The organism is Paenibacillus sp. AK121, assembly GCF_019042715.1.
Taxonomy (GTDB): Bacteria; Bacillota; Bacilli; order Paenibacillales; family Paenibacillaceae; genus Paenibacillus; species Paenibacillus polymyxa_C.
In genome coordinates this window covers 251,425-265,646 of sequence record NZ_JAHPJM010000001.1, presented here as the reverse complement: position 1 = coordinate 265,646, position 14,222 = coordinate 251,425, and the positions used below count along the sequence as shown (strand labels likewise).

The following is a 14,222-nucleotide window of genomic DNA, read 5'->3' as shown; positions in this document are numbered from 1 at the left end:
CTTAAGCTTGAAAAACACCCGTTGCTGCGATGCGCTGTACCGCCTCCAGCAGTCTTTCTTCACTATTCACCAGACTGACCCTCACATGAGAAGCTCCTGCACGACCAAAGCCTTCTCCAGGGGCAACCGCAACATGCGCCTCATCCAATAAAAAGTTTGCAAAGGAAGCCGATGTATACCCCTCCGGCACCTTGAACCAGGCAAAAAAGGACCCTTGGGGAGCAGCTACATCCCAGCCAATATTTCGTAACGCTGCAATGAGAACATCACGTCGCCGCTCATATAACGCCGCGAGTTCCCGTACTGGCTCTTGGGTGCCCAGCAATGCGACAGCTCCTGCATCCTGTACCGCACCAAAAACAGTGCTGTAGGCATGCGTATGATAATGCTTGAGTGCACCAATGACGGACGCATTTCCAACCGCAAAGCCGAAGCGCCATCCAGCCATGTTATACGTTTTGGAAGCTGTATACGTCTCGACACCATACTCCTTGCCGCCAGGGATTTGCAATAGACTAATCGGCTTATGTCCGCCAAAGCCAAGAGCACCGTAAGCAAAATCATTCATAACCGGAAACTGGTACCGAGCAGCATAATCGAGTGTCTTCGTCAGAAAATCTACAGTAGCTACGGCTCCTGTCGGATTGTTCGGATAATTAATCATGAGCAGTTTGACCTGCTCTGCGATTTCTTCCGGCACGGTTGTATAATCAGGCAAGAATCCATGCTTCTCTTTCAGTGGAATCGTATGAATATGGGCTCTTGCCAGCGCAGTAGCGGAATAATATTGGGGATATGCCGGATCGGTGGTCAATAACCAATCACCAGGATTCAGCAACGCCTGTGGAATCCCCATTACACCTATGGCAGAGCCGTTGAATACGGCAACTTCCCGTTCAGGGTCCAGCTCCACCTGATACTCCCGTTTATAGAACGCAGCGACTGCCTCCAGCGTGCTTTTTTTTCCATGAAAAGGCGGGTAGCCCTGATTAATCGGTTGATCGACCGCATCCTTCAAAGCGCTGATGATATGCGGCGGTGTTGGCTGATCCGGGTTGCCGGCTGCCAAATTAATTACATCTATTCCTTTGCTTTTATACAGATTCACTTTGTCATCGATTGCGCTGAAATAGTTGTCAGGCAGAGCCTTGACGAGATCAGAGGATGAAAAAATCACGTTTATCTCCACCTTCTATCCATAAGATATAGACTGAGAATGTCAGCCCGCCAGGATCATACCCATTTATTTAAAATAGCTTGGCAGCTTGTAGCCTTCATACGCAGGATTCGATTTGATGTACTGTTGGAATTCATCTGAATGATATCCCTCAATAATGTCTTTGACAAATGGCTTGTCCTTATTCTTGCTGTCCACAGCCACCACGTTCGTGAACGGGTCTGTCATATTTTCAAGCTTTAATGCCGAGGTCAACTTCATTCCATTCGATACAGCAAAGTTCCCTTGTATAGCCGCAAAATCAACATCCTCCAGTACACGTGGCCCCTGTGCCGGGTCGGTAGCAACAAATTGCAGATGATGCGGATTAGAGGTGATGTCATTCACCGAGGTTTGCAATGGATCGATATTGTCCTTTAACGTAATCCAACCTACTTCCTTCAAAATGTTCAGCGCGCGCAGCATATTAACTGGCTCGTTGGGCAGGTTGATTTGGGCGCCAGCGCTGATTTCGTCAAGGCTGGTGTGCTTGCTGGAGTACAATCCCATTGGAGGAGTCGGGACCTGCACAGCACCAACCAGATCAATATTCTCCCGCTTATTCATAGAATCCAGATAGAGCGAATGCTGGAACACATTGGCATCAATATCACCATTAGCCACGGCTACATTGGGCTGAACCCCGTCTGTAAACTCTTTATATGTAATCTTATACCCCTTCTTCTCCAAATATGGAGCCACACCATTCTTAAACTGATCGCTATATGGGCCGGGATTAAAGCTGATATGCAGTGTTTTCTTTTCTTCACCAGCAGCGCCGCCCGACGTATTCTTGCTGCCACAGCCTGAAATAAAGAGCACGACTACTCCCAGTAGCAATATAAATGAAATCCATTGTTTCTTCATTTTGATGTCTCCCCCTGCTCCTTGATATGATCTACGTTTAGTGAGTTAAAATGTTTACAGCTTTTTAAAACATAGTAATTTGATATGTTTTGTAGATATTACAATGATTTTTTATTCACTGTCAACAATATTTAATTAGGCATCTTCCGCATAACTCAAAAGGATCACATCAGGCGCTCCGCTTGAAGGCAAAACACTTCACAAGTTTGTAATATAATTCTGTTTCAATTATACCCCCAGGGGGTATAATTGAGTGTGTAAATACAATCCTAAAGGAGCTATTTAAATATGAAAAAACAATGGGCTTTGCTTGCTGGTGCAGTCATGATTATTTTGAGTGGGTGCGGGAACAGTAACACGCCAGATCAGGAGCATACGACAAACAGCAGTCAACAGCACGACACATCAGATATGAACCATTCCACTTCCAGTGAGCTTCCTGCTGAGCTAAAAGAAGCTGAACATCCAGCCTTCAAAATTGGCAGTCAAGCGACCATGCAAGCCGATCATATGGCAGGCATGAACGGCGCTACGGCCACGATTGTGGGTGCTTATACGACTACTACTTATACAGTCTCCTATACTCCAACTACTGGAGGAGAAAAAGTGACTAATCATAAGTGGGTTATCCATGAAGAGATTAAGGATGCAAGCAGCGAGCCCTATGAACCGGGAACGGAAGTTATCCTGGCGGCAGATCATATGAAGGGGATGGATGGGGCTAAGGCTACCATAGATTCCGCTGAACCAACGACCGTATATATGGTAGATTACACGCCGACTACAGGAGGAGAGCCTGTCAAAAATCATAAATGGGTGACGGAGAGTGAGCTTTCAGCCAATTAGAACTCTTTTATCACAGGTTGCTTGTGATCGCCAGAGGGAGCACGGCAACGGCTCCCTTTGTATAGCTTGATTGGGGTTTGGACGTGTTCATATGTATCTCCTTGTGTCAGTTGTTTAACGCGGCATACGCAGAATGGCTGCCTTCAGTGCTTTGGTCCCTTCTTCGCTTTTTAAATAATCCGACGGTGTTTCGTGACCAAGTGCGGGAACCTTTCGATCCATCCAAGTCAGCAAATATTCGCCCATGTCAGGCAGCAGCACAATCTGAATCTCCTTTGGAATTTCACTCTTGGCCACCTTTGCTCTTACCGCTGGATCTACCTGATCATATCGCTCCTGATAGATTTGAACCATGTTGGCCCAGCTTTCCGGCTTAAACTCTTTCAAATATATCTCTCTCATCCATGAGCCCTCCTTTTGATCCCAGACAACGCTTCTCATGCTGAAGCAACCATTCTTTTCTCCATAGGCCCCCTGCATAGCCAGTTAGTTTCTGATTCGATCCGATAATTCGGTGACATGGAATCACAATGCTCAGCTTATTTTTGCCATTCGCACTGCCAACAGCTCGGATTGCTTTTTCATTTCCAATAGCAAGAGCAATATCTTTATAAGCTGTCGTTCTACCGTAACCTACGGTCACCAGCGCATTCCATACTTTTTGCTGGAAGTCTGTACCTTCAAAAGCATAAGGAAACGAAAATTTAAAACGCTCACCTTTAAAATACTCGTCAAGCTGGCTGGCGCATTCCTCTAATACTTGGACTGGAGCCTCTTCTGTAAGCCTCGTTAAGGGCTCATTCCGATTAGAGAACATAATAGAATAGACAGCCTCTTTGGTGCCCTGTATCTCTATCTCTCCAATCGGCGATACATAATTCAATACGGATAGCTTGCTCATAAAAAGATAACCACCTTCCATTCCTAATCTTTATGTAACTTCCTATACTCACTAGGAGAACATTGGTTCAAGCTGCGAAACGACTTATAGAAATTTGAGGGACTTTGGAAGCCTGTCTCATAGCAAATTTCAAGATTCGTAAGATCTGTATTTTTAAGAAGATAGGACGCCTTATCTACTCTTATATTTTCCAAATACGTACGCGGGGTTTCGGAGGTTTCCTGTTTAAAAATCCGATCCAAATAAAAAGGGCTTATTCCAACATGGTCTGCAATATCCTGCAATACTAGTTTTTCTTTATAATGATTGATTAAAAAAGCAACCACATTCTGGACAAGCCTGATATACGGCGAATGATCTATATGAGGCTGGCATCTTTTGCAAGCGCGAAAACCTGCTTTTTCCACGGTGTCCACATCAAAGTAAAACTCGACATTGATTTTTTTCGGTTTTCGGGATCGACAGGAAGGTCGGCAATATATACGGGTTGTTTTCACAGCGGTAAAAAACACCCCGTCATATTTACGATCACATGCTATAATTTTATCCCACATTTCTTCAAAAGAAAGACTAAGGTTAGCCATGATCGAAGATTCCGTCCCTTCTATAGTTCATACTCATCTAGTTCAGGATTTGCAAAATCATCATATAAATGTGATGTATCTCGAAGGTTGATCAACTGTTCCGCATTCTTTTGCAAAGCAACTATTATCTTATCAGAAAACGCATTTCCAAAGCTAAACCTTTTGACTCCTAACTGCTGAAGCTGGCGGACATTCGTCAGACCTGGCAAGGATAAAACATTAAGCGGAGCATGTATATGATATACAACTTTTCTGATCTCTTCATCATTCTTTAACCCTGGCACAAAAATGCCGTTCGCACCACTTTCCACATACGCTTTGGCCCTTTCTATGTTCTCCGAAAGTGGAGCTTCTATCTGCAAAAATGTATCCGTTCTTGCGTTTATAAAAAAATCTTTAAACCCATGAACATCCAAGGCAGCTCTTATTTTGGACAGCAGGTTACTGTGCGCCCTCACTTCTCGAAGCCCTTTTTGCTGTTTTAATGAATCCTCAATATTAATCCCTGCCACTCCGACATCGGCTGTCCTTAATACATGCTCAACAATCGTTGCTACATCCTTCCCATATCCTGCCTCAATATCTGCCGACACTGGAATCTGAACATGCTCTGCAATCGTCCGAATGATGCTTACATGCTGTTCAAAATCAATAAGCTCTCCATCTGAAAACCCAAGCGTATTGGCAATTCCCCAACTTGTCGTACCTATCGCCTTAAAGCCTGCTTTTTCCAGAGCCAGGGCAGATAGCAAATCCCAGGCGTTCCCTAGAAATAAAATTTCCTCTGATGTATGCAAATCGTTAAATTCTTGTATTTTGTTCAATTTATAACCTCCTGTTAGGTGATGTATCTCATTCTATCAAGAGGCTGTATTGGTTTTCGTCCTCATTCTTGCTTTTATGGTCTGTGTTAATCTAATTACTTGAATTCAAACGAGCTGTTAAAGTGTTCCTTCTGTTTTCCATACACTCTACGAATCTAATTTTGAATTAAAAAACAGAAGATTTAGGCCAATGTATCCAGTTAGAATTCACAAAACTGGAATAAAAATGGTTATTCGAGCACTGTTCAATCATATGTTTCTTATCTATAATCTTGCTAAATTAATTCGAGTTAGATGCTAATCTACGTAAGCTTTAAAAGTGTATTTGGTGTTGCTACTTACTACTGACACAGCATCACTTTTTTTATATGTAACATTTCTTTTAGCCTTTCACAATTACATTATTAGAGGAGGAGTTATATGTTTAAAATCAGGAGTAAACTCATTTCCCATAAAACGAAGTTTTTTATGATATTGCTAAGCTTTTCTGTAATCGCTTCATTCTCTAGCTTGTACGGCCCCTTACCCGCCAAGGCTCTTGCTGAAGAAAACGGAACTCCAGTACAAGAAACAAATGAATCAAATATACAGCAAATCCCCCTCACCAGCGAGGAGACTACTAGCCAAACAGCGGTTACAGCTATTGATCATGATGCTAATTTCTCACCTTCAACACTTCAGTTTCTGAAGGATAATACAGGACTCGACGGTGAGCAATGGGATAATATTATGAAGCTAGTGAACAAGCCAGAGCAGGATTCTTTGAAATGGACTGAATTCTATGGCTATGCCGAAGATATTGGCGATGATCGTGGATATACCATTGGTATTTTTGGAGCAACAACAGGCGGTTCCAATGATACGGGACCAGACGGTCCGGCCTTATTCAAAGCTTTTGATGCTGCTAGTGGAGCTAGCAATCCTTCCATTGCAGGTGGATTAGCCCGTGCTGGACTGAAGGGGAAAATGAGTGGCTCGATTTTAAAACTCAGCGATAGCGATAGTGTAATCAAAAAGAAGATCAAAGCTCTCCAAAATAATGAAGCTTGGAGAGAAGCCATGTGGCGTACGTTCTATGACACCTATATCGAATATAGTGTGCAGCAAGCCCGGAAGCGCGGATTTAATACTGCTCTGACGATTGGATCATTTGTCGACACTGCACTCAATCAAGGTGCTACGGGTGATGACGGTAGTCTTGAAGGAGTCCTCTCACGATCTGGCAATAGCACGAATGAAAAGACATTCATGACTAACTTCTATGCTAAGCGTACATTGGTTGTCGATACCAACGATTATAACCAACCTCCTAATGGTAAGAATCGGGTGAAACAATGGAGTTCTCTTTTAGCTTCTGGCGAAACAGATCTTAAGAACGCAGATGCAGCCATAATCAAAGTAACTAATTGGGAAATGAAGTAAATAACCATATACGTAATAAGGAGAGCATATCGTATGCCCTCCTTATTTTATTTTCATGAAAATAACATTCCATTCATTCTTCCATACAGTTCTTCTCATCGTTCTATTATGTAGGCATTGTGTACAAATAGAAAAACTGCTCCAGAAGCCCGAAAGTTGCAAGCTCCTGAAGTAGTCTTGTAAAATGTTTATTGTGTCGAATGGAGTCCGTTAGATGATCCGATAGCCAGCTGGCAGTCTGCCAGTACTGCGGATATTACGGATTTGCTGCAACGTCAAACGTTGATTGGTAGAGATAATAGATTCCACATCATTCCCGCGAATCAGATCATCCAGGTCGGCAATGTTGCGATTGCCTCTAAACACACGGAAGTTACCTCTAAACCGCGTGCCAGTAAAGAGTACAAGTGTAGCATTGCTGCTGGTAGAAAAGAAACGCAGACTTTCGATACCGTCGAGAATATTATCGGTATTACGAATGCCTAGGTTTCCTCTGAATACTCTCCTGGAACCCCGAAAATTTTCTTCGTTGTAAACTGTAAGACGTGGATACGTTTGAGATACATATGCTTTGTTGTCCATATTGTAATTCCTCCTTTCAACTTTATCTTATGCTTCACCATCCGATTGGCGCGGGCCTCGCAGCATCCATCTAAAAATGGTTATGTGATTGAATAGAGCAGATGCAGACTTGAAAAAGGAACATACGTTCTGTATAATCTAGCTTAGCAATTTGGAAAATCCTGAACTAACGGAGATGTAGACATGGACGATAAATTTATTGAGGAACTACGTGAAATTAGCAGGAACGACAAGCGAAGATCCGAATTTCTCATTAAGGGTATGAAAGAAACGCTTCAGGAAAGAAAAGAAAAAAACTTTATCGAAAGATGGATTTGGCGACAAAAGAATAAGAAGCTTATAGCGCGGAAGTTTAAGTCCTAGTAGATATAACAACAGTACTTCGTAGCAGTTTAATTTTCATAGCATATACAAGTACATTAGATCAAACCTCATTTTTAGGGAGGCAAATCCATGATTGAGCAGCTAGTCCCATACGACGATCTATTAAATCACAATCCATTTTTGGCTGATGAGGTTCGATATAATTTGCTTCATCGAATATGTGAGTCAGAAGAATCAACATGCCTTAAAACGTCTGATGGAAATATGATTTTCGCTCAATCACCCGGACATAAGGCTTGGCTATGGATTTCACAGCAAATCATCGGCAACCATCAGTTAACCTATATCGAACAACTATTACGTTATTTAAAAGGAAACAACCTACCAGGTGTCTGTGGTGATGTCGAAACCGTCGAGAAGTTCGCAAATGCTTACGCCGAGCGGCACACTGCTCAGGTACATACACACATGGTCATGGAATCTTATTTCTGTCCTGAATACAAAAAACCTTTAGGCGTTGGGGGAATTCTGCGACAAGCCATTTCAAAGGACGTACAGTTAGTTGCCCAGTTTCTAGCTGGCTTTGCAGAGGAGGCTTTAGACCATTCAGTTGATCCAGCAAGTCAAATTTCAGCTGCGGAGGCAGCAGAATTACTGATATTGCGTTTGGATAAACCCTCCTGCTGTAAGAGAGCATATGATTGCTCATTCAAAATAAACAAGCCCAGCGATGCCATCTATCGCTGGGCTCATCCTTCAATTATCTATAATTCTTTATTCTATCACACCCAATTCCGTGTGAACCGAAGATCTTCGTGAAAGTAAATATACAGCTACCATGGCGATGGCGACACCAGCTGCTCCAAACCAAGTGATAGAAGCCAGCGAAACCTGGCTAACAGCCACACCACCAATTCCAGCTCCGGCTGCCATAGCAAGCTGCATCATAGACTGATTGAGACTCAGCATCACACCGGAAGATTCCGGTACGAGAGTGACCAAGTTATATTGTTGAGTAGGTCCGGTTGTCCAGGCTGCGAACGACCACAGCATCAGTAAGACAAATAATACACCTAGAGAATGAGCGGCGACAGGAAGTAAAAGCAAGGAAAAGACATGCAACACCATGCCCCCGAATAATGTAAAGGAAATACCCTTTTTATCTGCGCTGTATCCACCGATTTTCGACCCGATCAGGCTGGCAATCCCGAAGGCAAGTAATACTGAGCTTAGCATATTATCCCCTACACCTGATACATTCAGCAAGTACGGTGAAATGTAAGTATACGCGAGGGAATATCCCCCTCCCCAAAAGAAAGTAATCGCCAATCCCAAAGCAACTTCAGGCTTCTTCAGAAGAGCAAACTGCTGTAGTAAGGGAATCGGTTGATCTCCTTTTAAACGAGGGATTGTCATAGCGATAACGATCAAAGCAATAATCCCTGTCAAAGCGATGCCGAGAAATACGGTTTTCCAGCCATATGCAGAAGATATCATTCTTCCAAGCGGCACCCCGATAATCAGCGAGGCTGTAAAACCCATAGTGACCGTAGCAATAGAACTAGCCTGCTTGCCAGCTGGGGCAATTTTCGCAGCAATGCTCAATGCTGTAACCACGACTATCCCTGCCCCGAGGGCCATAAGAATACGTGCAGCGATAAACATTACAAAACCCGGCAAAACAAAGGAGAGGACATTGGCTACGGCAAATAATCCGAGGGAACTCAAGAGCAGCTTGCGTCTGTCCCATTTAGCGGTTACTGCCATCAGAAACGGCGTGCCAATCGCGTAAGCAAGAGAAAAGACTGTAATCAGCTGGCCCGCTGCGGACACCGTAATCCCCATGGTTGTCGCAATCTGATCCAAAATGCCTGAGATAATATATTCGGATGTGCCTACCAAAAAACTAATAATTGCCAAAATATACACTTTCCACGTGCTCTGCATTTTGTAAATAACGCCTCTTTCCTTTTTATATTTTTATATTTTTATATTTTTACAAATATCGAAATTGAGACTAAAAAAAATTATGTGATCAGGAACGGGGCATATTTCTGTGCTGCTTCCACATCCAAACTGTAATAAATAAACGTCCCCTCTTTACGGTATGTGAGCAGCCCCGACTCTGCCATTTGCTTCAGATGGTGCGATAGCGTTGAAATAGCTACACTGTTTAGCTTCTCGCCCAGCACAGAGCAGCATTGGTCACTTTCCTCTTTTAACAGAAGTGCTATCTTGAGACGAGTCGGTTCTCCAAGTGCTTTATATATTTTTACAGCTTGCTGCATCTCTGTTGTATCTTTCACCCTGTTCGTCTCCCTTCAGTTCCAGCCTTAATTTCGATGTTTGTCGAAATTAAGTTAACACAAACTTTGGTAAAAGTAAACCCGTTATGGTAAAGTCACATCTTTTTTGAACTCTATAGTGTGAATAATGGTCTTTCTCATCTTATAATAAAATAATCCCCCATCCATAAAGATAGAGGACCAAACAATCTAAATGCAAAGATGAACTACGGATTTCATTTCATGGTGTTAATTCGGACTTCCCGTGGGTCTGACAATGATTTCATTCACATCTACATCTGTAGGCTGCTCCATGGCATACACAATGGAACGAGCAATGGCATCCGGCGAAATTGAAATACGGCGGTATTCTTTCATTCCCTGCCGGGCCTCTTCATCAGAAATACTGTCGGCAAGCTCGGATTCAGTTACTCCCGGTGATACCAGTGTTACACGAATATTTCCTCCAACCTCCATACGCAATCCTTCGGAAATGGCCCGAACTGCATACTTCGTTGCGCAGTATACTGCTGCAGTCGGAGTTACACTATACGCGCCAATAGAGGCAATATTGATAAACTGACCAAATCCTTGCTTTTTCATAATGGGAAGCCCTGCCGCGATCCCATGCAGAACGCCTCGTATATTAACATCAATCATGCGGTCCCATTCTTCTACCTTCAGGGCTTCCAATTTTGAAAGAGGCATCACTCCCGCATTGTTCACAATGACATCCACACGTCCAAATCGTTTTTCAGTATACTTAATGAACGCTTCCATCTGCTCCCTTTGGGTCACATCCAGTTGCAGATAATCAGCGTATCCCCCTTTTGAACGAATTTCAGAGGTAAGAACCTCCAATCGTTCTGTGCGTCTGGCCCCTAATACCACATGAGCCCCATGTTGAGCAAGTAAACGAGCAGTAGCTTCACCGATCCCACTGCTTGCCCCTGTAATAGCTGCGACTTTCCCTTTAATATTTAACATGCTTGCTCCTCCTTTAGTTTAAAATGTTACTGAAAAACGATAAGTTACCCACATCCCTATATAGGATACTGAGAAGCGTGTACACTTTTTTCCGCTTTGTTGCTCTCCATGACTATTTCACTCCTTTGCACTTTTATTTTTTCTTAATTGCTCATTAGGTGTTGTATCTGCATCTAATTATGAGAGGAATGTCCATCGGGCTGGTAGAAGAATCAGAGCAAATTATTGCCTAATCCTCCAAATACACTTAATATGAATTCAAATCGATATCGAAAAAAAAGCGCATCTTAAAGTGAATTGTCCACTGAAGAGTGAAGATTAGCTACGTTGTGAAAAAGGGAGGGTCCTAGTGAAAGCAACCGAAATTGAGAGTTCTACTACGGAAAAGCAAGCCGAATTGCCCAGTCTCATAGAACAATTTACAAGTCACGACGGAGTTCACGCTACAGATATCCCTTCACTTTACTTCGTCCGAAGTTCGAATACCACCGTTCCGATTTATCAGGTTCATGAACCCGCCTTATGCATTGTGGCTCAGGGGAGAAAAGTTGTGATACTCGCAGAGGAAAGTTACTATTACGGCACATCCGACTACCTTGTGGTTTCGGTGGATTTACCAATTTCCGGACAGGTGATACAAGCCTCAGCAGAAGCCCCGTACTTGTGCCTCCGGCTCAATTTTGATCCGCATCAGGTTTTGGATCTCATCAAGGAGTCTACTTTTCCTACTACCTCAATACCTGATTCCAGACGAGGCTTGTATGTAAGTCAAACCAACTCCCTACTGCTGGATGCCGTGGTAAGGCTCGTACATCTTTTGGAAAGACCGCAGGATATTCCGGTGCTGGCTCCATTAGTCAATCGTGAGATATTGTATAGGATTTTACAGGGGAAGCAGGGGGAATCCTTAAAACAACTGGTCATGACTGGCAGCCATTCAAGCCGGATCGCAGAAGTCATAAAGCGAATTAAACAAGATTATGATAAGCCGTTGCGAATTGAGGAATTGTCCCAACTGGCTAGTATGAGTCCTTCGTCGCTACATCGTCATTTTAAAGAGGTTACGGCTATGAGCCCCATGCAATATCAAAAACAATTACGTCTGCAAGAAGCTCGTCGCCTGTTGTTATCTGAATCAGCAGATGCGGCAGATGTCGGTTTTCAGGTAGGCTACGAGAGTCCCTCTCAATTCAGTCGTGAATACGCTCGCTTGTTCGGCCTGCCTCCAATTCGTGACATCAAGCGCTTGCGTGTAGATCAGGATCACCTCCAATCATAATCGCAGGATGTAAAAACAGCACAAAAAGCTGCCCCGGGTAGAGAAGCAGCTTTTCATTTTATATACTTCGAGGCAAAGCTCATCACTCATTCAGCATCAATAGGGATTATCCAGCTTGGCGAACAGGGCACGAATAACATCCTTCTCTGCCGCAGTCAGCTGCTGTCCTGCCTGCCATTGCTGAATCTCTTTCTTGACTTCCTTGGGGTCGCTATAGCTGAGAGCATACCCGATGCCCCCTATACCATGTACACGGTTGGTTTTGTCCATATTTGCCAATGCTCGGGTCATCGCAGTTTTGTCCCTTGTAAACAAATCTCCCATAAGATTATCGTATTCTTCAGTTAACGCTCCATCCAAGCCGGCAGTGCCCTTAATCACATTGGGGAAACTTTCCGAAGGAATCAAAGCACGCTGCTTATACAAATATTCGATAATTTCCATGCTTTGATGTTCACTGATTTCGTTCATCTTCCTCCAATCAATACCTGCCAATTGGTCCGTAATGTGACGTACCTTTACTTCATCATTGAGAGAGGAATCCTTATAAAAGGACAGCACAAGCTCCTCTTTACTTTGCTGGGCACGCTGCGTACTGACTGCGCTTTGCTTAGACACCTCATTGCTTGCTCCAGACGGCGCCGCAGGGTCAGCATGGGGAGTACACCCTATGATTACAGCCAGCAATAGTATAGTACAAGCTACAGAAACAAACACGCTACCTTTTGACACGAATCCACTCTCCTATCCACACCTTTTACACCTGCGACCGCTCATCTATTGGTATGACGGAGCAGGATTCAGATCTAGACTTATCTTCTACTCGTCACGCCCAACCGTAGGCTTACGGATCACGGAGACGCTGGATTCCCTGACAATCAAACGAGGCTCGAACTGTACACGCTCATAATCTCCCACGGTCTGGTCCTGAATTCGCTTAAGCAGCAGTTCCGCAGCCAGACGCGCCACCTCTTCCCCCATGATGGAAACTGAGCTGATCTGCGGGGTTGTGACCGTAGCCCACAAATTGTTATCAATACCGACCACTGCTACCTCTTGCGGTACTTTTACACCCAAATCCTTAAAGCGATTCACGATTCCTATAGCCACCATATCATTAACTGCATAAATCGCATCCGGCATGTTTTTCAAACTGTAAAAATAATCGGCTGCCCGCAGCCCGGTTTCAAAGGAAAAATCATCGCCAAAATACACAAGCGAAGGGTCCACGTGCTGGAGAGACTGCTCATAAGCAAAGTATCTCTCTTCGATTTTGTCCTTCGCCGCACCTGCATAAGCAATTCTCGTTCTCCCGATTTTAAGCAAATGCTCCATCACAAGTCTTCCCTCTTGCCGGGCCAGACTGACGATATCCGCCTTAACGTCTTCACCCAGCTTCTTACCATAGTTAATAATCGACACCGGAACGCTGGCTCTATTAATCAGATCAACCAACATTTTGGGATACGCCAGCGGCATAATGATGAGCCCGTCTACATGCAGCTTCTTAACCTCACGCACTGTTTCAAGCTCCATTCTGGCATTCCCGGCCGTATTGATCTGCACGACACGATAACCGTGCTGCTTGGCAGCCTGTTCTACAGACCAAGCAATCTCTGGAATGATCGCGTTCCGAATATCCGGTACAGCCAGCGCAATTTGCCGTGTCTGCCGCACCTTTAAACTCTGAGCCGAGGTATTGGGCGTAAAGCCCATTTCTTCAATTACTTGCAAAATAAATGCTTTCGTCTTGGGGCTGATGCCCTCACTATCATTAATAGCCCTAGAGACAGTCGCAATACCGACCCCTGCCCGCTTGGCTACATCCTCTATGGTTACTTTCTTTTGCTCTGACACACCCAAAATCCTTTCACGCTCGGAATCGTTTTCTCTCTATGCACATAAACTCTCTAATATAGATATTATACCACAGAATGGGTCTCTAAAAATTGAATTCGTTTTCTTCTAGCCTCTGCTTCACTTGCAAAATTCGCAAAAATTCTTTTGTACTAAGCAATGAGTCAAATATAGCGCCATAGTCACAAGTGATTATATTCACAAAAAAATCAAGTGCTTTTTGCATTAATTTGGTTTGACAATGTGTA

16 protein-coding genes are annotated in these 14,222 nt (G+C 43.8%); 4 read left to right on the top strand and 12 right to left on the bottom strand.

What is annotated here, in order from left to right:
* Position 1 precedes the first annotated feature (1 nt).
* Together KSP24_RS01105 and KSP24_RS01100 are read right to left on the bottom strand one after the other, a co-directional pair.
* Entirely contained in the window at positions 2 to 1,177 is a 1,176-nt protein-coding gene (locus KSP24_RS01105; RefSeq protein ID WP_013372403.1) for an aminotransferase class I/II-fold pyridoxal phosphate-dependent enzyme, read from the bottom strand.
* Between the two features lie 66 nt (positions 1,178 to 1,243).
* The gene (locus tag KSP24_RS01100; protein ID WP_013372404.1) at positions 1,244 to 2,083 is read right to left on the bottom strand and encodes a MetQ/NlpA family ABC transporter substrate-binding protein; all 840 of its coding nucleotides are present in this window, start codon (positions 2,081 to 2,083) and stop codon (positions 1,244 to 1,246) included.
* 288 nt (positions 2,084 to 2,371) lie between these two features.
* Between KSP24_RS01100 and KSP24_RS01095 the strand changes: the two genes are divergently transcribed.
* Positions 2,372 to 2,929 carry a YdhK family protein gene (locus KSP24_RS01095; RefSeq protein WP_216974262.1) on the top strand — a complete coding sequence of 186 codons (558 nt, stop codon included), beginning with the start codon at positions 2,372 to 2,374 and terminating at the stop codon, positions 2,927 to 2,929.
* 114 nt (positions 2,930 to 3,043) lie between these two features.
* On the opposite strand, the gene KSP24_RS01090 is transcribed toward KSP24_RS01095, so the two are convergent.
* The 4 genes from KSP24_RS01090 to KSP24_RS01075 are packed head-to-tail and all read right to left on the bottom strand — an operon-like array spanning position 3,044 to position 5,238.
* A complete protein-coding gene (locus KSP24_RS01090; protein ID WP_058710296.1) occupies positions 3,044 to 3,331 on the bottom strand; it encodes an antitoxin Xre/MbcA/ParS toxin-binding domain-containing protein in 288 nt (95 codons plus the stop codon).
* Entirely contained in the window at positions 3,303 to 3,830 is a 528-nt protein-coding gene (locus KSP24_RS01085; RefSeq protein ID WP_013372407.1) for a methylated-DNA--[protein]-cysteine S-methyltransferase, read from the bottom strand. The genes KSP24_RS01090 and KSP24_RS01085 overlap by 29 nt, the downstream gene beginning before the upstream one ends.
* Positions 3,831 to 3,853: 23 nt before the next feature.
* Positions 3,854 to 4,414, bottom strand: a complete 561-nt coding sequence (locus tag KSP24_RS01080; protein ID WP_058710297.1) for a bifunctional transcriptional activator/DNA repair enzyme AdaA — start codon at positions 4,412 to 4,414, stop codon at positions 3,854 to 3,856.
* 20 nt (positions 4,415 to 4,434) lie between these two features.
* On the bottom strand, positions 4,435 to 5,238 hold the full coding sequence (locus tag KSP24_RS01075; RefSeq protein ID WP_216974261.1) for an isocitrate lyase/PEP mutase family protein: 804 nt from the start codon (positions 5,236 to 5,238) through the stop codon (positions 4,435 to 4,437).
* Positions 5,239 to 5,658: 420 nt separating this feature from the next.
* On the opposite strand from KSP24_RS01075, the gene KSP24_RS01070 reads away from it, so the two are divergent.
* Entirely contained in the window at positions 5,659 to 6,660 is a 1,002-nt protein-coding gene (locus KSP24_RS01070) for a chitosanase (RefSeq protein WP_025679287.1), read from the top strand.
* A 210-nt stretch (positions 6,661 to 6,870) separates the two neighbouring features.
* On the opposite strand, the gene KSP24_RS01065 is transcribed toward KSP24_RS01070, so the two are convergent.
* Positions 6,871 to 7,242, bottom strand: a complete 372-nt coding sequence (locus tag KSP24_RS01065) for a hypothetical protein (protein ID WP_025679288.1) — start codon at positions 7,240 to 7,242, stop codon at positions 6,871 to 6,873.
* Between the two features lie 453 nt (positions 7,243 to 7,695).
* On the opposite strand from KSP24_RS01065, the gene KSP24_RS01060 reads away from it, so the two are divergent.
* On the top strand, positions 7,696 to 8,385 hold the full coding sequence (locus KSP24_RS01060; protein ID WP_216974260.1) for an acetyltransferase: 690 nt from the start codon (positions 7,696 to 7,698) through the stop codon (positions 8,383 to 8,385).
* Here the strand turns inward: KSP24_RS01060 and KSP24_RS01055 are convergent.
* The 3 genes from KSP24_RS01055 to KSP24_RS01045 form a co-directional block, all read right to left on the bottom strand.
* A complete protein-coding gene (locus KSP24_RS01055) occupies positions 8,341 to 9,513 on the bottom strand; it encodes an MFS transporter (protein ID WP_216974259.1) in 1,173 nt (390 codons plus the stop codon). The two genes, KSP24_RS01060 and KSP24_RS01055, sit on opposite strands and share 45 nt — an antisense overlap.
* An 80-nt stretch (positions 9,514 to 9,593) precedes the next feature.
* Positions 9,594 to 9,872 carry an ArsR/SmtB family transcription factor gene (locus KSP24_RS01050; protein ID WP_013311367.1) on the bottom strand — a complete coding sequence of 93 codons (279 nt, stop codon included), beginning with the start codon at positions 9,870 to 9,872 and terminating at the stop codon, positions 9,594 to 9,596.
* Positions 9,873 to 10,100: 228 nt separating this feature from the next.
* Positions 10,101 to 10,838: an SDR family oxidoreductase gene (locus tag KSP24_RS01045; protein ID WP_216974258.1), complete on the bottom strand. Its 738-nt coding sequence runs from the start codon at positions 10,836 to 10,838 to the stop codon at positions 10,101 to 10,103.
* 349 nt (positions 10,839 to 11,187) lie between these two features.
* Here KSP24_RS01045 and KSP24_RS01040 point away from each other — a divergent pair, with 349 nt between their 5' ends.
* Positions 11,188 to 12,117, top strand: coding sequence for an AraC family transcriptional regulator (locus KSP24_RS01040; protein WP_216974257.1), 930 nt, complete (start codon positions 11,188 to 11,190; stop codon positions 12,115 to 12,117).
* Positions 12,118 to 12,213: 96 nt separating this feature from the next.
* Here KSP24_RS01040 and KSP24_RS01035 read toward each other — a convergent pair whose 3' ends face one another.
* Complete coding sequence (locus KSP24_RS01035) at positions 12,214 to 12,849, bottom strand: hypothetical protein (RefSeq protein WP_216974256.1); 636 nt, start codon at positions 12,847 to 12,849, stop codon at positions 12,214 to 12,216.
* A gap of 87 nt (positions 12,850 to 12,936) precedes the next feature.
* The gene (locus tag KSP24_RS01030) at positions 12,937 to 13,974 is read right to left on the bottom strand and encodes a LacI family DNA-binding transcriptional regulator (protein WP_216974255.1); all 1,038 of its coding nucleotides are present in this window, start codon (positions 13,972 to 13,974) and stop codon (positions 12,937 to 12,939) included.
* Positions 13,975 to 14,222: the final 248 nt, after the last annotated feature.

What these genes read in the sequence shown, in the direction of transcription:
- KSP24_RS01065 (WP_025679288.1), bottom strand. Translation starts at nt 7,242, where the DNA reads ATGGACAACAAAGCATATGTATCTCAAACGTATCCACGTCTTACAGTT.
- KSP24_RS01055 (WP_216974259.1), bottom strand. Translation starts at nt 9,513, where the DNA reads ATGCAGAGCACGTGGAAAGTGTATATTTTGGCAATTATTAGTTTTTTG.
- KSP24_RS01045 (WP_216974258.1), bottom strand. Translation starts at nt 10,838, where the DNA reads ATGTTAAATATTAAAGGGAAAGTCGCAGCTATTACAGGGGCAAGCAGT.
- KSP24_RS01070 (WP_025679287.1), top strand. Translation starts at nt 5,659, where the DNA reads ATGTTTAAAATCAGGAGTAAACTCATTTCCCATAAAACGAAGTTTTTT.
- KSP24_RS01100 (WP_013372404.1), bottom strand. Translation starts at nt 2,083, where the DNA reads ATGAAGAAACAATGGATTTCATTTATATTGCTACTGGGAGTAGTCGTG.
- KSP24_RS01090 (WP_058710296.1), bottom strand. Translation starts at nt 3,331, where the DNA reads ATGAGAGAGATATATTTGAAAGAGTTTAAGCCGGAAAGCTGGGCCAAC.
- KSP24_RS01060 (WP_216974260.1), top strand. Translation starts at nt 7,696, where the DNA reads ATGATTGAGCAGCTAGTCCCATACGACGATCTATTAAATCACAATCCA.
- KSP24_RS01095 (WP_216974262.1), top strand. Translation starts at nt 2,372, where the DNA reads ATGAAAAAACAATGGGCTTTGCTTGCTGGTGCAGTCATGATTATTTTG.
- KSP24_RS01080 (WP_058710297.1), bottom strand. Translation starts at nt 4,414, where the DNA reads ATGGCTAACCTTAGTCTTTCTTTTGAAGAAATGTGGGATAAAATTATA.
- KSP24_RS01085 (WP_013372407.1), bottom strand. Translation starts at nt 3,830, where the DNA reads ATGAGCAAGCTATCCGTATTGAATTATGTATCGCCGATTGGAGAGATA.